Origin of the sequence: Leifsonia sp. Root4 (assembly GCF_001425085.1) — a bacterium.
Lineage (GTDB): Bacteria > Actinomycetota > Actinomycetes > Actinomycetales > Microbacteriaceae > Microterricola.
The window spans coordinates 808577-830389 of the sequence record NZ_LMDN01000001.1; the positions used below are offsets into that span (position 1 = coordinate 808577).

Annotated in this window: 16 protein-coding genes; 7 read left to right on the forward strand and 9 right to left on the reverse strand. The window is 67.2% G+C overall.

The annotated features are described in order from the left end of the window. Positions 1–177: 177 nt before the first annotated feature. Complete coding sequence (rpoC, locus tag ASC66_RS03795; RefSeq protein WP_055834817.1) at positions 178–4071, reverse strand: DNA-directed RNA polymerase subunit beta'; 3894 nt, start codon at positions 4069–4071, stop codon at positions 178–180. Positions 4072–4114: 43 nt separating this feature from the next. Beyond that, positions 4115–7603 (reverse strand): DNA-directed RNA polymerase subunit beta, encoded by a 3489-nt coding sequence (rpoB, locus tag ASC66_RS03800; protein ID WP_055834820.1) that lies wholly within the window; start codon positions 7601–7603, stop codon positions 4115–4117. 244 nt (positions 7604–7847) lie between these two features. On the opposite strand from rpoB, the gene ASC66_RS03805 reads away from it, so the two are divergent. From ASC66_RS03805 to ASC66_RS03835, 7 genes are all read left to right on the forward strand, one after another. Continuing rightward, positions 7848–8723 carry a spermidine synthase gene (locus ASC66_RS03805; RefSeq protein WP_055834823.1) on the forward strand — a complete coding sequence of 292 codons (876 nt, stop codon included), beginning with the start codon at positions 7848–7850 and terminating at the stop codon, positions 8721–8723. Positions 8724–8950: 227 nt separating this feature from the next. Next, positions 8951–10162 carry a PQQ-dependent sugar dehydrogenase gene (locus ASC66_RS03810; RefSeq protein WP_502691572.1) on the forward strand — a complete coding sequence of 404 codons (1212 nt, stop codon included), beginning with the start codon at positions 8951–8953 and terminating at the stop codon, positions 10160–10162. A gap of 21 nt (positions 10163–10183) precedes the next feature. After that, a complete protein-coding gene (locus ASC66_RS03815; RefSeq protein WP_235496662.1) occupies positions 10184–10843 on the forward strand; it encodes a tetratricopeptide repeat protein in 660 nt (219 codons plus the stop codon). 64 nt (positions 10844–10907) lie between these two features. Next, positions 10908–11402 (forward strand): SprT-like domain-containing protein, encoded by a 495-nt coding sequence (locus tag ASC66_RS03820; protein WP_055834828.1) that lies wholly within the window; start codon positions 10908–10910, stop codon positions 11400–11402. Between the two features lie 50 nt (positions 11403–11452). Next, a complete protein-coding gene (locus ASC66_RS03825; RefSeq protein WP_055834831.1) occupies positions 11453–12091 on the forward strand; it encodes a CGNR zinc finger domain-containing protein in 639 nt (212 codons plus the stop codon). A 77-nt stretch (positions 12092–12168) separates the two neighbouring features. Next, a complete protein-coding gene (locus ASC66_RS03830; protein WP_055834834.1) occupies positions 12169–13197 on the forward strand; it encodes a proline racemase family protein in 1029 nt (342 codons plus the stop codon). Further along, positions 13194–14153 carry an ornithine cyclodeaminase family protein gene (locus ASC66_RS03835; protein ID WP_055834838.1) on the forward strand — a complete coding sequence of 320 codons (960 nt, stop codon included), beginning with the start codon at positions 13194–13196 and terminating at the stop codon, positions 14151–14153. Before ASC66_RS03830 ends, ASC66_RS03835 begins: the two co-directional genes overlap by 4 nt. Here ASC66_RS03835 and ASC66_RS03840 read toward each other — a convergent pair. The 7 genes from ASC66_RS03840 to ASC66_RS03870 all read right to left on the reverse strand — a co-directional run bounded on the left by ASC66_RS03840 (position 14138) and on the right by ASC66_RS03870 (position 21797). Then, the gene (locus tag ASC66_RS03840) at positions 14138–14848 is read right to left on the reverse strand and encodes an ABC transporter ATP-binding protein (RefSeq protein WP_055834841.1); all 711 of its coding nucleotides are present in this window, start codon (positions 14846–14848) and stop codon (positions 14138–14140) included. The two genes, ASC66_RS03835 and ASC66_RS03840, sit on opposite strands and share 16 nt — an antisense overlap. Continuing rightward, positions 14845–15660 (reverse strand): ABC transporter ATP-binding protein, encoded by an 816-nt coding sequence (locus ASC66_RS03845; RefSeq protein WP_055834855.1) that lies wholly within the window; start codon positions 15658–15660, stop codon positions 14845–14847. The genes ASC66_RS03840 and ASC66_RS03845 overlap by 4 nt, the downstream gene beginning before the upstream one ends. Further along, positions 15657–16901 carry a branched-chain amino acid ABC transporter permease gene (locus tag ASC66_RS03850; RefSeq protein ID WP_235496664.1) on the reverse strand — a complete coding sequence of 415 codons (1245 nt, stop codon included), beginning with the start codon at positions 16899–16901 and terminating at the stop codon, positions 15657–15659. The genes ASC66_RS03845 and ASC66_RS03850 overlap by 4 nt, the downstream gene beginning before the upstream one ends. Positions 16902–16905: 4 nt before the next feature. Then, complete coding sequence (locus tag ASC66_RS03855) at positions 16906–17823, reverse strand: branched-chain amino acid ABC transporter permease (RefSeq protein WP_235496665.1); 918 nt, start codon at positions 17821–17823, stop codon at positions 16906–16908. 62 nt (positions 17824–17885) lie between these two features. Next, positions 17886–19076, reverse strand: a complete 1191-nt coding sequence (locus tag ASC66_RS03860) for a branched-chain amino acid ABC transporter substrate-binding protein (protein WP_055834857.1) — start codon at positions 19074–19076, stop codon at positions 17886–17888. Positions 19077–19250: 174 nt separating this feature from the next. Further along, positions 19251–20750: an aldehyde dehydrogenase (NADP(+)) gene (locus ASC66_RS03865; RefSeq protein WP_055834860.1), complete on the reverse strand. Its 1500-nt coding sequence runs from the start codon at positions 20748–20750 to the stop codon at positions 19251–19253. A 45-nt stretch (positions 20751–20795) separates the two neighbouring features. Next, on the reverse strand, positions 20796–21797 hold the full coding sequence (locus tag ASC66_RS03870) for a proline racemase family protein (RefSeq protein ID WP_055834863.1): 1002 nt from the start codon (positions 21795–21797) through the stop codon (positions 20796–20798). Positions 21798–21813 lie beyond the last annotated feature (16 nt).

The following is a 21813-nucleotide window of genomic DNA, read 5'->3' on the forward strand; positions in this document are numbered from 1 at the left end:
TCGCGGCACTCGGCCGAGACATATGCCCCTCTAGCCTAAATTACCCTCGGGCCGATCGCCGACGCCCCGAACACGCGCCATGTCGGCCCCGGCGCGGATGCAGAAAGGCTCCGAATGCCGCGTGAAGCGGCATCCGGAGCCTTTCTGGTGACGTTTTACACGCCAGGCTGCTACAAACTAGCTGTAGTTGCCCGGGGTGAAGTCGTCGGAGCTGAAGCTGTCGAAGTCGACAAAGCTCAGGTCACCCTCGTTGAACGTGGCATCGTCGGTGAAGATGCGGTTCGGGTAACGCTCGGCCTTGGCCTCCTCCGTCGCCTCGACGGTGACGTCGCGGTAACGCGGCAGACCCGTTCCGGCGGGGATGAGCTTACCGATGATGACGTTCTCCTTGAGGCCGACCAGCGGGTCGCTCTTGCCTTCCATGGCCGCCTGCGTCAGAACGCGGGTGGTCTCCTGGAAGGAAGCGGCCGACAGCCACGACTCGGTCGCCAGCGAAGCCTTGGTGATACCCATGACTTCCTGACGGGCCGAAGCCGTCTTCTTGCCCTCGGTGAGCGCAGCACGGTTGAGCTCGTTGTACTTCATCCGGTCGACGAGCTCGCCGGGCAGGAGGTCGGTGTCGCCGTGGTCGACGACGGTGACCTTGCGCAGCATCTGGCGAACGATGACCTCGATGTGCTTGTCGTGGATCGGAACACCCTGCGAGCGGTAAACGCCCTGGACGCCGCCGACGAGGTGCTTCTGCACCTCGCGGACACCCTTGACGCGAAGAACTTCCTTCGGGTCGAGCGTGCCGACGATGACCTGCTGACCGAGCTCGACGTGCTGGCCATCCTCAACGAGAAGCGTGGAACGCTTCAGGACGTTGTAGATGATCGGCTCGTCGCCCGAGTCGGGGGTGAGGATCACGCGACGGTTGCGGTCGGTATCTTCGATCGTGATGCGGCCGGGGGCCTCGACGATCGGCGACGCACCCTTGGGGGTACGGGCCTCGAAGAGCTCCTGCACGCGGGGCAGACCCTGCGTGATGTCGTCGGCGGATGCCGAACCACCGGTGTGGAAGGTACGCATCGTGAGCTGCGTTCCGGGCTCACCGATCGACTGGGCCGCGATGATGCCGACGGCCTCTCCGATGTCGACGAGCTTGCCGGTTGCGAGCGAACGGCCGTAGCACTTCGCGCAGACACCGACGGCCGACTCACAGGTGAGGACGGAGCGCACCTTGATGCTGCCGACGCCCTTCTCGATGAGCTGGTCGATGAGCACGTCACCGACGTCCTCACCGGCCTCGGCGACGACCTCACCGGCGGCGTTGACCGCTGCTGCGGCCAGGCTGCGGGCGTAGACCGCGTTCTCGACGTTGGAGTCGCGAAGCAGAACACCGTCAACCTCGGCTGCGATGGGCAGCTCGAGGCCCTTGCCGGTGCCACAGTCGTCTTCACGGATGATGACGTCCTGCGACACGTCGACCAGACGACGCGTGAGGTAACCCGAGTCTGCGGTACGCAGAGCCGTGTCGGCCAGACCCTTACGAGCACCGTGAGTAGCAATGAAGTACTCGGCGACGGACAGGCCTTCGCGGTAGCTCGAGATGATCGGGCGAGGGATGATCTCACCCTTCGGGTTGTTCACAAGACCACGCATACCGGCGATGTTGCGCACCTGCAGCCAGTTACCACGAGCACCAGAGGTCACCATGCGGTTGATGGTGTTGTCCTCGGGGAAGTTCGCCCGCATGGCCTCGGCAACGTCTTCGGTCGCCTTGGTCCAGATCTTGATGAGCTCCTGACGACGCTCGAGGTCGGTGGTCAGACCCTTGTCGAACTGGGTCTGGACCTTGGCGGCCTGCTTCTCGTAGCCCGCGACGATCTCGCGCTTGTTCGGCGGCGTGAGGATGTCGCTGAGCGCGACGGTCACACCGGAACGGGTTGCCCACTTGAATCCGGCGTCCTTGATGTTGTCAAGGGCGGCGGCAACTTCCACCTTCGGGTACCGCTCGGCGAGGTCGTTGACGATCTCGGAGATGGTGCCCTTGTCGGCCACCTTCTCGAAGTACGGGTAGTTGGCGGGAAGCGCCTCGTTGAACAGTGCACGGCCGAGGCTGGTGTTCACCAGCACAACGCCCTGCGCCTTGCCGTCGACGAGCTCGACGCCCTCGGGCTGCGTGCCCTCGGCGAAGTGCTGGTCGGTGAGGCGGATGCGCACCTTGGCGTTGATGTCGAGCGACTTCTGGTCGAAGGCGAGGATCGCCTCAGACACAGAGGAGAACGCGCGGCCCTCGCCCACGACACCATCCTTGACGGTGGTGAGGTGGTGCAGACCGATGATCATGTCCTGGGTGGGCAGGGTCACCGGGCGGCCGTCAGACGGCTTCAGGATGTTGTTCGATGCCAGCATCAGGATGCGGGCCTCGGCCTGGGCCTCGACCGACAGCGGCAGGTGAACAGCCATCTGGTCACCATCGAAGTCGGCGTTGAACGCGGCACACACGAGCGGGTGCAGCTGAATGGCCTTACCCTCGACGAGCTGAGGCTCGAAGGCCTGGATGCCCAGGCGGTGCAGGGTTGGTGCGCGGTTCAGCAGAACGGGGCGCTCGCGGATGATCTCCTCGAGCACGTCCCACACCTGCGGGCGTGAACGCTCGACCATGCGCTTGGCGGCCTTGATGTTCTGAGCGTGGCTCAGGTCGATCAGGCGCTTGATCACGAACGGCTTGAAGAGCTCCAGAGCCATCTGCTTGGGCAGACCACACTGGTGCAGCTTCAGCTGCGGGCCGACGATGATGACCGAACGGCCGGAGTAGTCAACGCGCTTTCCGAGCAGGTTCTGGCGGAAACGACCCTGCTTACCCTTGAGCATGTCGCTCAGGGACTTGAGGGCGCGGTTGCCGGTACCGGTGACGGGGCGTCCACGACGACCGTTGTCGAACAGTGCGTCAACGGCCTCCTGCAGCATGCGCTTCTCGTTGTTCACGATGATCTCGGGGGCACCGAGGTCAAGCAGACGACGCAGACGGTTGTTGCGGTTGATCACACGACGGTAGAGGTCGTTGAGGTCGGAGGTCGCGAAGCGGCCACCGTCGAGCTGCACCATCGGGCGCAGTTCCGGCGGAATCACGGGAACCACGTCGAGCACCATCGCGGCCGGCGAGTTGCCGGTTGCGAGGAAGGAGCTCACCACGCGCAGACGCTTGATGGCGCGGATCTTCTTCTGACCCTTGCCCTCGGTGATCTGCAGGTGCAGGTTCTCGGCCTCGGCGGCCAGGTCGAAGGCCTCAAGACGCTTCTTGATGGCCTCGGCGCCCATGTAGGCCTCGAAGTACATGCCGAAGCGGTCCTGCAGCTCGTGGAAGACGGCATCCTCAGGCTTGAGGTCGCCGACCTTCAAGTTGCGGAAGTCTTCCCAGACGCGCTCGAGGTGGGCGATCTGCTCGTCGGCCGCCTTGCGGGTCTGAGTCATCTCCTTCTCGGCTGCGTCCTTGGTGCGCTTCTTCTGGTCGCTCTTGGCGCCTTCCGCCTCCAGGGCGGCGAGGTCTTCCTCGAGCTTGGCCAGACGAGCCGCAATGCGGGAGTCGCGACCGTCGCCGAGCGTCTTGATCTCGAGACGGAGCTCGTTCTCAAGGCCAGGCATGTCCTGGTGGCGGCCGTCTTCGTCTACGTCGATCACCATGTAGGCGGCGAAGTAGATGACCTTCTCCAGGTCCTTCGGAGCCATGTCGAGCAGGTAGCCCAGACGGCTCGGAACGCCCTTGAAGTACCAGATGTGCGTGACGGGGGCGGCGAGCTCAATGTGGCCCATGCGCTCGCGGCGCACGGACGACTTGGTGACCTCTACGCCACAGCGCTCACAGACGATGCCCTTGAAGCGGACACGCTTGTACTTGCCGCAGGAGCACTCCCAGTCACGGCTCGGGCCGAAGATCTGCTCACCGAACAGACCATCCTTCTCGGGCTTGAGGGTGCGGTAGTTGATTGTTTCGGGCTTCTTGACCTCGCCGTGCGACCAACGACGGATGTCGTCAGCGGTGGCCAGACCAATACGAAGCTCGTCAAAGGTGGTTGCGTCGAGCAATTTCTCTCCTTGGAAATTTCCAGAAGTCATCTAAAAGCCAGCCTTAAATCTCGTCAACGGAGGACGACTCGAACCGAGCGGAGATGTTGATGCCGAGCTCTTCCGCAGCGCGGAACACCTCGTCATCCGTGTCGCGCAGGCTCACCGCGGTGCCATCGGCAGAGAGCACCTCGACGTTCAGGCAGAGCGACTGCATCTCCTTGATCAGAACCTTGAAGGACTCGGGGATGCCGGGCTCCTGGATGTTCTCGCCCTTGACGATGGCCTCGTAGACCTTGACACGGCCGAGGATGTCATCCGACTTGATCGTGAGGAGCTCCTGCAGTGCGTAGGCGGCGCCATAGGCCTCGAGGGCCCACACCTCCATCTCACCGAATCGCTGTCCACCGAACTGCGCCTTACCACCGAGCGGCTGCTGGGTGATCATCGAGTACGGGCCCGTCGAACGAGCGTGGATCTTGTCGTCGACGAGGTGGTGCAGCTTCAGGATGTACATGTAACCGACCGAGACCGGGTGCGGGTACGGCTCGCCGGAGCGACCATCGAAGAGCTGAGCCTTGCCGGTGCGGTCGATCAGACGGTCGCCATCGCGGGTGAGCGTCGTGGAGTCGAGAAGACCCTCGATCTCTTCCTCGGACGCGCCGTCGAACACGGGGGTCGCAACCTTGGTGCCCGGGGCAGCCTCGTGAGCCTGCTTGGGCAGCTTCTTGGCCCAGGCGGGGCTTCCCTCAACCTTCCAGCCCTGCTTGGCGATCCACCCGAGGTGGGTCTCCAGGACCTGGCCGAAGTTCATTCGACCCGGAATACCGAGCGGGTTCAGGATGACGTCGACGGGCGTGCCGTCGGCCAGGAATGGCATGTCCTCGACCGGAAGGATCTTGGAGATGACACCCTTGTTGCCGTGACGACCGGCGAGCTTGTCACCCTCGGTGATCTTGCGCTTCTGGGCGATGTAGACGACAACACGCTGGTTGACGCCGGAGCCGAGCTCGTCGTCCTGCTCCGAGTCGAACACCTTGACACCGATGATGGTGCCCTGCTCGCCGTGGGGAACCTTGAGGCTCGTGTCACGGACTTCGCGGCTCTTCTCGTTGAAGATCGCGCGCAGCAGGCGCTCCTCGGCGCTGAGCTCGGTCTCGCCCTTCGGCGTGACCTTGCCGACGAGGATGTCGCCGGGGCGAACCTCGGCACCGATGCGGATGATCCCACGCTCGTCGAGGTCGGCCAGCAGCTCCGGGCTCACGTTCGGAAGGTCACGGGTGATCTCTTCCTTACCGAGCTTGGTGTCGCGGGCATCGACGTCGTACTCCTCGATGTGAATCGAGCTGAGCACGTCATCCTTCACCAGGTTCTGGCTCAGGATGATGGCGTCCTCGAAGTTGTGACCCTCCCACGGCATGAACGCGACGAGCAGGTTCTTACCGAGAGCAAGCTCACCGTTGTCGGTCGCGGGACCATCGGCGATGACCTCGCCGGCCTCGATGCGGTCACCCGCGGAGACGACGACGCGGTTGTTGTAGCTGGTGCCCTGGTTGGAGCGGTCGAACTTGCGCAGGAAGTAGCTCTGCGTTCCACCGTCGTCGAGCTGGATGGTGACGGCGTCGGCCGACACCTCAGCAACGACACCGGACTTGTCGGCGGTCACGACGTCGCCGGCGTCGATGGCCGCGAAGCCCTCCATACCGGTTCCGACGAGCGGCGAATCGCTGCGGAGCAGCGGAACAGCCTGACGCTGCATGTTGGCACCCATGAGGGCGCGGTTCGCGTCATCGTGCTCGAGGAACGGGATCAGCGAGGTTGCAACCGACACCATCTGGCGCGGCGAGACATCCATGTAGCCGATCTCGTCGTGGCTGAAGAGGTCGACTTCTCCACCCTTCTTACGAGCGAGGACGCGCTCCTCGGCGAAGCGACCGTCCGACTTCAGCAGCGCGTTGGCCTGGGCGACGATGTAGTCGTCCTCTTCCATCGCGGTGAGGTAGTCGATCTGCGTGGTGACGATTCCATCGACGACCTTGCGGTACGGGGTCTCGATGAAACCGAAGGAGTTGATACGCGCGAACGAGGCGAGCGAACCGATCAGACCGATGTTCGGGCCTTCAGGGGTCTCAATCGGGCACATGCGGCCGTAGTGAGACGGGTGAACGTCTCGCACCTCGACACCGGCGCGGTCACGGGAGAGACCACCCGGGCCAAGAGCCGACAGGCGGCGCTTGTGGGTCAGACCCGCGAGCGGGTTGTTCTGGTCCATGAACTGCGACAGCTGCGACGTTCCGAAGAACTCCTTGATCGCGGCGACGACGGGGCGCACGTTGATCAGGGTCTGCGGCGTGATCGCCTCGATGTCCTGCGTGGTCATGCGCTCGCGGACGACGCGCTCCATGCGGGACAGACCGGTGCGAACCTGGTTCTGGATGAGCTCGCCGACGGCGCGGATGCGACGGTTACCGAAGTTGTCGATGTCGTCGGTGTCGAGACGCAGGTCAACAGCCTTGCCCTGACGGGTGCCACGCATGGTGGTCTGGCCGTCGTGCAGCGACACGAGGTACTTGATCGTCGCGATGATGTCCTGGACGGTCAGCACCGAGTCGGTCAGCGGGGCCTCGAGGCCGAGCTTGTTGTTGATCTTGTAACGACCAACCTTGGCGAGGTCGTAGCGCTTCGGGTTGAAGTAGAAGTTGTCCAGCAGCGCACGCGCAGCCTCGGCGGCAACCTGCTCGCCCGGGCGGAGCTTGCGGTAGATGTCCTTGAGGGCCTCTTCCTTGGTGAGGATGGCATCCTTCTCAAGGGTGAGCTCGATCGACGCGAAGCCCTTGAACTCCTCCATGATCTCTTCGGAGGTGAGTCCGAGAGCCTTGAGGAACACGGTGACGGACTGCTTGCGCTTGCGGTCGATGCGAACGCCGACCTGGTCGCGCTTGTCGATCTCGAACTCGAGCCATGCACCACGGCTCGGGATCACGCGGGCAGAGAAGATGTCCTTGTCGGAGGTCTTCTCCTGCTGACGCTCAAAGTACACACCGGGCGAACGAACGAGCTGCGAAACGACGACGCGCTCCGAGCCGTTGATCACGAAGGTGCCCTTGGGGGTCATCAACGGGAAGTCGCCCATGAACACGGTCTGAGTCTTGATCTCACCGGTGAGGTGGTTCATGAACTCGGCGTTCACGTAGAGGGGCGCAGAGTAGGTCTTGCCCTTCTGCTTGCACTCGTCGATCGTGTACTTCTCAGGCTCGAGCTCCGGGTTGGTGAAGCTGAGCTGCATCGTTTCGCCGAGGTCCTCGATGGGAGAGATCTCCTCGAAGATCTCGTCGAGGCCGGTGTGCTCCGGCAGGTCTGTCCGACCGGCGGCCTTTGCCTCTGCAAGACGCGCCTTCCAGGCGTCGTTACCGACGAGCCAGTCAAAGCTCTCGGTCTGCAGAGCCAGAAGGTCGGGGACCGTCAGGGTGTCAGTGATCTTTGCGAACGAGAGACGCGATGCGGCGCGACCGTTCTTGGGTGAGTTGGTGGTTGCGTTGCGCGCAGCAGCCAAGGAAATAACCTCCGTGGACCCCGTCGGGTCGTTACGATCAGTAAGGAGAACTCCGCAGACGCTATGTGCGTGGCGCCTGAATGAAATCAGGAGACACAAGGCCGACCGCAATATGAAGGCATAGTTATGTCTGGGAGCGCAAAGAACAAGCATACGGCTTTTGACGCGCCGTGTCCAGCCAAATCTTGACCTGATTTCGATTCTCCGGTATAACGGCGCGTCGCGGCCTCGTTACGCTGGACACATGAGTTCACGGCGCGGCAACGACGACATCCCGAGCGTGAAGCTCGCCCTCAGCGGGCACAGAGCCGAGATCACCCCCGATTCCTACGTCGAGGGCGCCTACCAGCTCGTTGTCGACGGGACACCGCAGTCCCACGTGAACATGGAGGACCCCAGCGAACTGTTCTTCGAGTACATCCAGCGCATGGGCCACGTGATCGACCTGATCGGCGACCCGGGTGAACCGATCACGGCGGTGCACCTCGGCGCCGGCGCACTCACCCTCCCCCGTTACGTCGAGGCGACCAGGCCCGGCTCCCGCCAGCAGGTCGTCGAGATCGAGAGCGACCTCGTCGACCTCGTGCGCTCCGCGCTGCCGTGGTCGAAGCGGGCTCAGATCCGCGTGCGCCACGGCGATGCCCGCGAGGTGCTCGGCAAGCTGCCGCCGGGGCTGCGTGGCACCGTCGACCTCATCGTCATCGACATCTTCTCCGGAGCGCGCACCCCGGCCCACGTGACCAGCCGCGAGTTCTACGCCCTCGCAGCACCCCTGCTCTCGCCGCGCGGCGTCATGGTGGTCAACATCGCCGACGGTCCCGGCTCCGCCTTCGCCAAGGCGCAGGCGGCGACGTTGCGCTCCGTGCTGCCGAACGTGATCGCGATGGCCGAGGCGCAGGTGCTCAAGGGCCGCCGTTTCGGCAACTTCGTGTTCGTGGCCGCGCCGAACCCCATCGACACGGACTGGCTGCCCCGGCTGCTCGCGGGCGGGCCGCACCCGGCCAAGGTGATCGACGGCAGGGAACTCGACGCCTTCGCGAACGCCGGAACCGTCGTGACGGATGCCACGGCGATCGCGTCACCGCTGCCGGAGCGCACGATCTTCCAGCTGAAGCGCTAGCCCGCCTGCGCAACTTCCGATGAGAGCGGTCAAATGGCCGCTTCCACACCGTGAAAAGCGGCCATTTGACCGCTCTCAATGGACTCTGGATTCGGTGGGCGCGAGAGCGCAGACTGGACCCGACGGTGGGAGGACCGGTGCAGGGCAGGATGCAGGGCAGGGTGCAGGGCAGTGTGCAGGGCAGTGTGCAGGGCGGTGGACGGCACGTACTCGTTGCGGCGCTGGCCATGGCGGTGCTGGGCGGGTGCACGGCGACCGTGCCGGAGCGAGCACCGAGCCCGGCGCCGAGTAGCGCCGTGCCGCGGCCGACCGCGAGCGCGACGGCATCCGCTCTGCCCGTGCTCGTTCCCGTGCAGCCGAGCGGTGAGCCGGGGGCCGTGACGGGTGGACTCGATGCGCCGTGGTCGATCCTGCGGATGACGGCGGCCGCCGTCGGTGCCTCACCATCGGTCACGACGACGGACGGCACCGCGATCCCCGACGGCACGACCCTGCTGAGCGAGCGCGACACCGGCGACATCCTGGAGCTGCAGGGTGACGGCAGCACCCGCGTTGTCGGAACCGTCGACGGCGTCGCGCCCGGCGGGGAGGGCGGCCTACTCGGGCTCGCCGCACGCTCGGTCGGCGCGGCACTCGAACCCGGGGCCGACGCAGGCACGCAGCCACCCGCGGCGTCCGGCACCTGGATCTACGCCTACTTCACGAGCGACTCCGACAATCGCATCGTGCGGATGCCGCTGCAGGGCGCGGCCGGCGCGCTGGCCCTCGGGGCAGCGGAGCCGGTGACAAGCGGGATCCCGCGCGCGGCCAACCACGACGGCGGGCGCATCGCCTTCGGCCCCGACGGCATGCTCTACGCGACGGCCGGAGACGCCGGCGACAGTGCCAACGCGCAGAACGCCGACAGCCTCGGCGGCAAGATCCTGCGGATGACTCCGAGCGGGGCGGTGCCGGGCGACAACCCGTTCGGCAGCCTGGTCTGGAGCATCGGGCATCGCAACCCGCAAGGCATCGGCTGGGACTCCCGCGGGCGGCTCTGGGCGAGCGAGTTCGGCCAGAACACCTGGGACGAGCTCAACCTCATCACGCGGGGCGCCAACTACGGTTGGCCGGTCGTCGAGGGCGCGGCCGGCGACCCGAGCTTCGTCGACCCCGTGCTGCAGTGGTCGACCAGCGAGGCCAGCCCGAGCGGCCTGACCGTCATCAGCGACACCGTCTTCATCGCAGCGCTCCGCGGCGAGCGCCTCTGGAGCTGGGTGCCGGATGCCGGTCAACCGCCGACCGCGCTCTTCACCGGGGCGTTCGGGCGCATCCGAGACGTGGCAGCCGGGCCGGACGGAACGCTGTGGTTCCTCAGCAACAACACCGACGGCCGCGGCGACCCGAGCGACGGCGACGACCGGCTGTGGCAGGTCGCGCTGGTGCCGGCCGGCGGCTGAGCCGCGTACACGACTCGCACGATGGGCGTGGCGGCCCCCGCGTGTGGGCCAAGCGCGGGTTATCGTGGAGAGGAACACCCCGCCACGCGAGAGCATCGCGACGCACGTCTGGATAATCTTCTGAGCATCATTCTTGGCTACGACACCGTCACACTGCGCGAGAAGGTCGACACGGCAGCCGCCACGGAGCGGCTCGCCGAAATCGCCGAGCTGCGCAGCCTCAGCGCTCTGGCCGAACGCACGTCTCTGCTGCGCCTGCTCGGACGCCTCGACGAGGCGTTCGACGTCGCTAATGAGGCGCTGCGGCTCACGCGCTTCACCGGTCAGCGCAAGGATCTCGCGGCGGCCAGGCTGCGCCGCGCGCAGGTGCTGCAGTTCCAGGGCAAGCTGGCAGAGGCCGAATCCGAGATGACGGCGGTGGCCGAGGATGCCGCCACCCACGAGTGGACCCGCATCGAGGCCTTCGCCAGGCAGCACCGCGGCAAGGTGCACTTCGACGGCGGCGACCTGCCCGCCGCCCTCGCCGACTTCAAAGCCGCGGTCTTCCTCCGCGAGAAGCACGGAGCCCCAGCCGACCAGATGGAGACATCGCTCACCTCCGTGCTCGTCGTCGAGTCGCTGATCGCCGAGTCGATGGCGGCAACGGTTCCGCTCATCGGCCGCGTCGAGCGCAGCGCCTGAGCACGCTGAAACTCCAAGAATCCGGGCATTCCGCCGCGTCGGTGCTCGGCAGTAGTCTCATGCCATGGCAGATCTCGAACGTGTGAGGCACTGGGCGAATGCGCTCATCGCCCTGCACCTCAACCCTGCCGTCTGGAGCTTCGGCTTCGACAACGCCAAGAAGCGCGCCGGCCTCTGCAATTTCACCGCCAAGCGCATCACCGTCTCCCGCTATCTCGCCGCCCGCTACGACGACGACGAGATCCACCAGATCCTGCTGCACGAGGTCGCGCACGCGCTGGCCGGCTCCCGGGCCGGGCACGGCCCACGCTGGGCGGCGATCGCCCGCGACCTCGGCTACGAGGGCGAACGCACCCACCACGGCGAGATCGCCGACGAGCTCGCCCCGTGGCTCGGCCTCTGCCCGGCGGGTCACACGCACTACCGCTACCGCAAGCCGGTGCGCCAGCTCTCCTGCGGTGTCTGCGGCCGCGGCTTCTCGACGGCCAACCTCATCGTCTGGGAGCACCGTGTGATCACGCCGGCCGCCAGACGCCTCGCCGCTGCCCAAAGCAGCTGAGGCCGGCGGCTGAGTTCAGCCACCCTCGGGTAACCCGATACCGTAGTTACATGGCAGTTGCGAGTGTTGTGATCCCCACGGGTCAGTGGTTGGCCCCGGATGACGGCACACGCTGGTGGTTCGATTCCGGCTCCGCCGCGCTCGATTTCGCCTACACCGGCACGATCGTCGCCGAACAGGCAGACGGCGGCCCCCTCGACGATTCCGGTGCCGGAATCGAGCTGCTGCACAGCCTCGACAACCTCATCGCCTGGCTGGCGGAACGTTTCGGCTCCGTGCAGGGTGCGCCCAGGCCCGGCGACCTCGACGATGCGCGGGGCCTCCGCGATTCGATCGCCCGCCTGGCCGTCGCCTCCTCGCTCGGCACGGAGCTGGTGGCATCCGACATCGACATCGTCAACCTCTTCGCGGCGACCCCCGACGTACCCCCTGCCCTCGGCGGCGGCACCCGTCAGGCCGGGCACGCCAGCGTGCGCACGCAGCAGGCGCTCTCGACGCTCGCCCGCGAGGCCGTGCGCTTGTTCGGCCCGGAGGCCGGCGGGCGCATTCGCAGCTGCTCGGCCGAGGACTGCTCGCTGATCTACCTCGACACCTCGCGCGCCGGCAGCCGGCGGTGGTGCTCGATGCAGCGCTGCGGCAACCGCGCCAAGGTGCGCAAGCACCGCGCCAAGGCCGCCAGCGCGGCGTAGTCCGCTCTGCGCGTCCGTCGAGACATCGACATCGTGGCCCAGTGCCATGTCACACATTGTGCCGCTATCGTTGAGCCATGACGATGACGCCATCACTCTCTGTCCGAACGGTCGACTACCACACGGCCGGCGAGCCGTTCCGGATCATCCTCGGCGGGATGCCGGCCATTCCCGGCGAGACGGTCGGAGCGCGGCGGGTCTTCGCCCAGCGCAGTGAAGAGATCGACCGCTACCGACGCCTGCTCTGCAACGAGCCGCGCGGCCACGCCGACATGTACGGCGGCTTCATCGTTCCGCCCGACGACGACGGAGCGGATCTCGGAGTGTTGTTCTGGCACAAGGACGGCTTCTCGACGGCGTGCGGGCACGGCACCATCGCGCTGGGCGCGTGGGCGGTCGAGTCCGGGCTGGTCGAGGCCGCGGATGACGGGGTCACCACGGTCACCGTCGACGTCCCGTCCGGACGCGTCGCCGCCAGGGTCGAAAGGGTCGGCGGCCGCACGACGCGGGTGACGTTCCGCAATGTGCCGTCGTATGTGATCGCTCGCGGCGTGACCGTCTCCACCAGCCGCGGTGACGTGCTCGTCGATCTCAGCTACAGCGGGGCGATCTACGCCTCGCTGCGCGCCGCCGACGTCGGGCTCGCCGTCACGCCAGAGGACTACACCGAGCTCATCGCCATCGGGCGGGAGGTCAAGTGGTTGCTCAACGACTCCGCCCACGCCAGGCATCCGTCCGATGAGCGGCTCTCCGGCGTGTACGGCACGATCCTCTTCGACGAGTTGGCCGCCACCCCATCCGGCCCGCGCCAGCGCAATGTCACCGTCTTCGCCGATGGCGAGGTGGACCGCTCCCCCTGCGGATCGGGAACCGGCGCCCGCGTCGCCCTGCTGGCCGATGACGGCACGCTGCTGCCTGAGCAGACGCTCCGCCACGAATCCATCGTCGGCACCGTCTTCGAGGCCGGCTTCGAGAACGGACCAGCCGCGGACCACGGCGTCGCGACCGTCGTGCCTGAGGTGACCGGCTCGGCGCACAAGACCGGCGAGCACCTCTTCGTCCTCGACGCCGACGATGAGCTCGGCACGGGGTTCGTGCTGCGATGAGCGCCGCACCCCGATTCGTCTCGGCCGGTGAGGTCTTCGCCTCCGTGGATTTCGGGCGCGCTGTCGCCGCCCTCGACGCGGCGCTGCGTGCCGGCCTCGACCCGGCCGCCGGATCGCCGCGCAGCATCGTCGATGTGCAGAACGGCCAGCTCCTGCTCATGCCGGCCGAGGGCGCGGGCTTCGCCGGGGTCAAGCTGGCGTCCGTCGCGCCCGGCAACCCCGACCGCGGTCTCGAACGCATTCAGGCGGTCTACCTGCTGATGGATTCGGAGACGCTGAGCCCGCTGGCCCTCGTCGACGGCACCGCCATCACCACTCTGCGCACCCCGGCCGTCTCCGCGGTCGCCGCCTCGTACCTCGCGGAGCCCGGCGCGGCCGAGCTGGTGGTGTTCGGCTCCGGCCCTCAGGCGTTGGGGCACGTGCAGGCGCTCCGGGCCGTGCGCCCGCTGGAACGGGTGACGATCGTGGCCCGTCACGCCGGCCGCGCCGAGGCACTGGCCGCGCGACTGCGTGCCGACGGCCTGCTCGCCACGGTCGGTGACGCCTCCGCCGTGGCATCCGCGCCCCTCATCGTCTGCGCGACGACCGCGAGCGAACCCGTGTTTGACGGCGCGCTGGTGCGGGACGACGCGTGCGTGATCGCGGTCGGCTCGCACGAGCCGACGATGCGCGAGCTCGACTCCGCCCTGATGGCCCGCAGTCAGGTCGTCGTCGAGGATCGGGCGACCGCCCTGCGAGAGCCGGGTGACATCATCGTGCCGCTGAACGAGGGCGTGCTGGATGCCGCCGCGCTCGTGCCCCTCGCCGAACTCGTGACGGGGCGGGCGCAGCCGGGCCGCCCCCGCCCGCGCGTCTTCAAGAGCGTCGGGCAGGGCTGGCAGGATCTGGTTGTCGCCGCCGAGGTGTTCCGGCGCCTTCCCGCCGCGCACGCCGACACCGTTCAGGCGCCGAGGTAGGCCTCGATCACGCGCGGGTCGGCGGCGAGCTCGGCCGCCGGCCCCGACATCGTCACGGCTCCGCTTTCGAGCACGTAGGCGCGGTCGGCGATCCGCAGCGCGGCGCGCGCGTTCTGCTCGACGAGCAGCACGGTCGTGCCCTGCGCCTTGACGGCGGAGATGATCTCCATCACCTGTTTCACGACGAGCGGGGCCAGCCCCATCGACGGTTCGTCGAGAAGTAGGAGCTTCGGCCCTCCGACGAGGGCGCGGCCGAGGGCGAGCATCTGCTGCTCACCACCGGAGAGTGTTCCGCCCTGTTGCGCCCTGCGCTCGGCCAGGCGCGGCATCAACGCGTAGGCCTGCTCGATGCGATCGAGCACGAGCTTCTGGTCGGCGACGAGGTAGCCGCCGATGAGCAGATTCTCGTGCACCGTCATCGTGGAGAAGATGCGCCTGCCCTCCGGGATGTGCAGCAGCCCGGCGCCGACGATGTCCCACGGGTTCATCGCGGTGAGGTCGGCGTCGCCCCAGCGCACCGTGCCGGAGCGCGGGCGCACGAGGCCGGAGATCATCGACAGCGTTGAAGTCTTGCCCGCGCCGTTGTTGCCGAGCAGGGCGACGATCTCACCCTCGTGCACCTCGATGCTGAGCCCGCGCAGCGCCTGCACCCTGTGGTAGAACAGCTCGACCTGGTCGAGCACGAGCACGCTCATTCCGTCTCCTCCGCTCCGAGGTAGGCCTCGATGACAGCCGGGTTGTTCTTGATCTCGACGGGTGTTCCGTCGGCGATCTCCTTGCCGAAGTTGAGCACGACGATGCGCTCCGACACCTCCATCACGAGGCCCATGTCGTGCTCGATCAGCACGATCCCGACCCCGAGCTGCTGAATCCGCCGGATCAGCACCATCAGCTCGGCCTTCTCCTGATGGTTGAGACCGGCGCCGGGCTCGTCGAGCAGCAACAGCCGCGGTTGCGACGCAAGGGCGCGGGCGATCTCGACGCGGCGCTGCTCACCGTATGGCAGTTGGGTGACGAAGAGCTCCTCGTCGCCGCGGAAGCCGACAAAGTCGAGCCAGCCGCGGGCGTCGAGCGTGCACCTCTGCTCGCTCGCCCGGTAGCGCCGGTTATGCAGGAGCTGGTCGAACACGTTCTGGCGGATCCTGCTGTGCATCGCCGTCTTCACATTATCGAGAACGCTCATGTCCGAGAACAGGCGGAGGTTCTGGAAGGTGCGCGCCATGCCGTTCATGGTGATGGTCGACGGGCGCACCCTGGTGATGTCCTCGCCGCCGAAGAGCACGCGGCCGGCGTTGGGGCGGTAGAAGCCCGTGATGCAGTTGAATGCGCTGGTCTTGCCCGCCCCGTTCGGCCCGATCACCGAGACGATCTCGCCCTCGTGCACATCGAAGCTCAGCCCGTCGACGGCGCGCACGCCGCCGAACTGCACGGCCAGATCGCGCACGGAGAGCAGCAGCTCGCCCCGCTGGGCAGCGTCGCTCGGCTGGGTCTCTGTCAGCTGTGTCATGGCCGGCTCCCGTGATCGGTGGCACCCGGATCGGATGCAGGGCTCTGTTCCGCCGACGGTGCAGCCGGTGGCTGGGGCGCGGTGGCGTCCAGCTCCGCCTCGGCGGCGGCGACATCCGCCTTGGACACCGCAGCCCAGGGGATGTTCGTGGTCGGCACGGGTTCGACGACGCGCTTCTTGAGGAACGGCAGCACGTAGTTCGCCGGCCAGAGACCGGCGGGCCGGAAGATCATGACGACGACGAGCAGCACACCGAAGATCAGGTAGCGCCACTCCGCGAAGTCGCGGAGGAACTCGGGAGCGAGTGAGACGAAGAGCGCACCGATGATGACACCGGGGGTCGATCCCATTCCGCCGAGCACGACGGCCATGAGCACGAGCGCCGAGTAGAGGAACTCGAAGCTCGGCGGCGAGATCGCGCTCAGGTGGGTCGCGAGCAGGGAACCGGCGACTCCGCCCCAGACCGCGCCGATCACGTAGGCGGAAAGCTTGGCCTTGTAGCCGTTGATGCCCATCGCCTCCGAGGCGTCCTCGTCGTCGCGCACCGACTTCCACGCCCGACCGAGCTTGCCGCTGGCCAGCCGCGCCGCACCGACGGTGGCGACGCCGAGTGCCACGAACACGACGAAGTAGTAGAAGAGCACCTTGGCGCTGAAGAAGATGCCGCCGAGTTCGATGCCATCCGCGAACGACCAGCCGAAGAACTCCCAGGTCGGGATGCCGTGGATTCCGCTGGCACCCCCGGTCAGCTCGAGGTTGGTCGCCGTGATGCGGATGATCTCGCCGAAGCCGAGGGTGACGATCGCGAGGTAGTCGGAGCGCAGCCGCAGCGTCGGACCGCCGATGATCAGCCCCGCGATGATGCAGGCGAGGATCACGAACGGGACCGTCTCCAGCATGCTGAAACCGAACTGGGTGGAGAGGATGCCGGAGGTGTACGCGCCGACGGCGACGAAGGCGATGTAGCCCAGGTCGAGCAGCCCGGCGTAGCCGACGACGACGTTCAGCCCCATCGCGATCATCACGTAGATGAACGCGGAGGTGAGGATCGAGATCACGTACGGCGAGGCGGTGATGAAGGGAAGCAGGAGAGCGCAGAGGAAGAGCACCAGGCCGAGCATGCTCATGAATCGCTTCGGCGCCAGCAGGCCGCTGAGCGCCGGCGGGCGCTCGCGCATCGGCAGGGGCGCCGTGATGCGGGAGAGGCGGTCCAGCCGCGGGAGCACGGTCTTGTCGGTCACGCGATCACATCCTTTCCACGACGCGGGCGCCGAGGATGCCGGTTGGTCGTATCGAGAGGAACAGGATCAGGCAGGCGAAGGTGAACACATCGCGCCACTCGCCGCCGAGCACGAAGGTGCCGAAGGACTCGAGCAGCCCGAGCACGAGCCCGCCGAGCATGGCGCCGTAGAGGTTTCCGATTCCGCCGATGACGGCGGCCGTGAAGGCCTTGAGTCCGATGGTGAAGCCCATCAAGAAGTCGATGGAGCCGTAGTACGCGCCCGCCATGACCCCGGCGGCGCCGGCGAGGGCCGAGCCGATGAAGAAGGTGCGCGAGATCACCCGGTCGACGTTGACGCCCATCAGCAGGGATGCCCGCGGGTCCAGCGCGATGGCGCGCATCGCCCGGCCCTCACGGGAGCGCATGATGTACGCCTGCAGCACCCACATCAGACCGCCGGCGATCAGCATTAACACCACCTGCGGCAGAGAGATCCGGCCGCCGAGGATCGAGAACGTCTCGCCGCCCATCCGGAACGGGAAGACCTTGGGCTCCGCGCCGAAGATCAGACGCACGCCGTACTCGATCGTGAACGACACCCCGACGGCGGTGATCAGCACCGCCAGCCGGGGGCTCGAGCGCAGCGGCTTGTACGCCACCCGCTCAATCAGGACGCCGATGCCGCCGGTGAGCAGCATGGTGATGAGCAGCACGAGCAACAGGATCGGCAGCGACGCCGTTCCGAGGAGGCCGACCGCCCCGCCGAGCACGACGAAGGCGATGAACGAGCCGAGCATGTAGATGTCGCCGTGGGCGAAGTTCAGGAGTTTGATGATGCCGTAGACCATGCTGTAGCCGAGGGCCACGAGCGCGTAGAACGAGCCGACGAACAGGCCGTTCCACACCAGCTGGAACAGCTGGTCGCTGAAGAAGTCAATCACGAAGGGCGATCCTCACTGCTGGGTGCGGGCGCGGCGCCGTCGCCGCGCCCGCACGCGGACGGTTAGTTCTGGAGGTCGTCCTTCAGCACGAAGGTGCCGTCGGGGCCGATCTGCACGATGGCGAAGCCGCCCTCGCTGAGGGTGCCCTCCTCCGTGAAGGTGAGCGGTCCGGAGAAGATCGGGAACCCGTCGAGCTCGCGCAGCGCGGCGACGACGGCATCCGTCTCGGTCGAGCCGGCATTCGTGATGGCCTCTGCCATGACGCGCACGGCGTCGTAGGACTGGGTCGAGTACGGGCCGGGGTCTGCGCCGAATGCCTCGGAGTACGAGGCGATCCAGTCGCCAGCGCCCTCGAGCATGTCGGGCGTCTGCGTGAAGGTGCCCACCACGGTGTCGGTGTAGCCGGGGCCGGCGATCTCGGCGAACTTCTTGTCGACGCTGCCGTCACCGACGAGGATCGGGCCGGTGTAGCCGGCATCGATCAGCTGGCGCGTGATGAGGGCGCCCTCCTGGTAGTACCCGGTCCACACGACGAAATCCGGGTTGGAGTTCATCACGTTGTTCACGTTCGCCGAGTAGTCCTTCTCGCCGGGCGTGACCGACTGGTCGAGGACGATCTCCAGAGTGCCCTCCTCCGTGGCCTGGTTGACGAAGGACGTCGCGAGGTCCTTGGAGTAGTCGGTGTTGTCGTTGAGCACGGCGACCTTGCTCGCACCCGACTTGAGCGCGTACTGCAGCGTCGCCGCGGCCTGCTGGGTCCCGGTTCCGTTGATCAGGAACACCGTGTCGAGGCCGGCGTCGACGAGCTTGTTCGAGTTCGCGGCCGGGATCACCATGGGGATGCCGGCGTCGTTGAAGATCGGCAGGGTCGGCAGGGTCGCGCCGGAGCAGTAGCCGCCGACCGAGGCGACGATGCCCTGGGTGACGAGCTTGTTGGCGGCGGCGACGGAGGCGGTCGCATCGCAGGCGTCATCCTCGGTGATCAGTTCGAGTTCGCGGCCGTCGATGCCGCCTGCCGCGTTGATCTCATCGACCGCGAGCTGGCCGCCGTTCTCCATGTAGACGCCGAACGCCGACTCCGACCCGGAGAACGGTGCGAGCATGCCGAGCTTGATGGTGCCCTCCGCGCTGTCCCCACCGCCGGTGTCCTGCCCGAGTCCACCGGCGCAGCCGGAGAGGATCAGGGCGGCGGTTGCCGCGAGGGCGAGGGGAACGAGCCTACGAGCTGCTCGTGGTTGTCCGTGCTTGGTCATGGTGTTCCTTCCGGGATACGTCAGTGGATCGTCGGATCGGGCGCCGAGTTCTGCGCCCCGTGTGGTGGTGCTGAGTCTGCTGTGTGACATGTTACATACTGCATGCAGAGAGCGGAAGAGCCGGCCCCCGCTCGTCGGTCACGATTCGGATACGGAGCCGGCGTCAGCTGTGGTTCAGCGCGAAGCGGCTCCCCAACCGTCGGACTCTCCCATCGGCGCGAGGCGCTGCGGCACGTTCCACGGGTTGGCCGAGCGCAGCGGCTCCGGGAGCAGGTGCTCTGCGGCACCCTGGTAGGCGACGGGGCGCAGGAATCTGCCGATCGCCGCCGTGCCCACCGAGGTGCTGGAGTCGTTGGTCGTCGCCGGCCACGGGCCGCCGTGCTGCATCGCAGGCGTCACCGCGACACCGGTGGGCCAGCCGCCGAACAGCACACGCCCGGCATGACCGGTCAGAACGCGCACGAGCGCACGCAACGCCGCGGTGTCCTCGGTGTCGCCGGCGTGCACGGTGGCCGTCAGATTGCCCTCGAACAGTGTGGGAACGACCGCGGCGAGATCGGTGCCCTCCTCGTACTCGACGAGGATCGACAGCGGGCCGAAGCACTCGTCCAGGAGCTCGTCCCGGCCCGCGATGAGGTCGGCGAGTGAGACGGCGACGATGCTCGGTGTCGCCCAGCCGTGGCCGTCATCGTCGATGCGCACGGCTCCTGCGGCGACCGCGCGAACGCCGGGCGCCGCCAGGATCGCTGAGCGGCGCTCGACAAAGCCGGCCGCGATCCGCTGGTTGAGCATGCGGTGCTCCGGAACGGATGCCGCGGCATCCGCGATCACGGCGTCGAGCCCGTGCCCGGCCGGCACGAAGACGAATCCCGGCTTCGTGCAGAGCTGGCCGGCCGAGCCGGCGACGCTCGCGACCAGGCCGGTGGCGATGCCGGTGCCGCGTTCGTCGAGTGCCGCCTGGGTGACGAAGACCGGGTTGACGCTGCCGAGCTCGCCGAAGAACGGGATCGGGGCGGGGCGGGCGGCGGCGATGTCGGCGAGCATCCGGCCCGCAGCGATCGATCCCGTGAACGACCCCGCCTTGACGCGCGGGTCCTTGAGCATCGTGGCGCCCTCCCGCTGGCCGCTGATGAGTTGGAAGACGCCATGCGGCATCCCGGCGGCATCCAGGACCTCCGCAACGATCTGCGCCGTGCGGGCGGAGAGTTCCGGGTGGCCGGAGTGCCCCTTGACGATCACGGGGCAGCCGGCCGCGAGCGCAGCGGCGGTGTCGCCACCGGCGACGGAGAAGGCGAAGGGGAAGTTGCTTGCCGCGAAGTTCAGCACGGGCCCGAGCGGGATGAGGTAGCGGCGCACATCGGGCCGTGGGCCGAGCACGAATCCGGGATCGGCCTGGTCGATGCGCACGTCGAGGTAGCTGCCGTCGACGACGGTGTCGGCGAAGAGGCGCAGTTGCACGCATGTGCGGTTGAGCTCGCCGCGCAGTCTGGCCTCGCTGAGGCCGGTCTCGCGTTCCGCGATGGCGACGAGTTCGTCCGCGGCGCCGGCGAGTGCGTCGGCGATCGCCACGATCGCGGCCGCCCGAGCACGCGGGTCCGTCGCGGCGAACGGTTCGGCGGCCGCCGCGGCTGCTGTCGCGATCGCGTCGAGGTCGTGGGTGGCGGTGCTGCTCATGGTGACTCCTTGGTCGACGTGCGGCGCTCTAGGACGTGCGGTGCTCTAGAAGGTGAATCCGGTGGGGAACGGGTCGGCTGGGTCGAGCATGTACTGCCCGATCCCCGTCACCCACGCCCGCCCGGTGATGGTCGGGATGACGGCTGGGCGCCCGGCGACATCCGTCTCGGCGATCAGTCGGCCGATGAACCGGCTGCCGATGAACGACTCGTTGATGAAGTCGGTGTTCAGGGCCAGCTCCCCGCGCGCCCAGAGCTCGGCCATGCGGGCGGAGGTGCCCGTCCCACACGGGGAGCGGTCGAACCAGCCCGGGTGGATCGCCATCGCGTGTCTGGAGAGCGTCGCGTCCGAGCCTGGTGCGATGAATTCGACGTGGTGGCAGTGGTCGACGCCCTGGATCGAGGGGTGCCTCGGCGGCGCCGTGGTGTTGATGGCGTCCATGATCAGAAGCCCGGCCTGCACGATGGACTGCTGGTGTTCCCGGTCGAACGGGAGCCCGACGGCATCCAGCTCGACCATCGCGTAGAAGTTGCCGCCGAATGCCATCGAGTATGGAACCGTTCCGAGACCCGGAACCTCGATGCTGGCATCGAGCACGTCGACGTAGCTCGGCACGTTCTCGATCGTGACCGAGTCGGCGTGACCGTCGCTGACGGCGACCCGCGCGATGACCAGTCCGGCCGGGGTGTCGAGCCGGATCGTGGTGACCGGTTCGATCACCTCGACCATGCCGGTCTCGACGAGCACCGTTGCGACACCGATGGTGCCGTGCCCGCACATCGGCAGGCAGCCGGAGACCTCGATGTAGACGACGCCCCAGTCGCAGTCCTCCCGGGTCGGGGGCTGCAGGATCGCGCCGCTCATGGCGGCGTGCCCGCGTGGCTCGTTCATCAGGAACAGGCGGATGTCGTCGAGATGCTCCATGAAGTGGAGCCGTTTCTCGTTCATCGTCGCACCGGGGATGACGCCGACGCCGCCGGTGACGACGCGCGTCGGCATCCCCTCCGTGTGCGAATCGACGGCGCTGATCAGTCGCGTGGAACGCATCGTTTGCTCCTTGAGG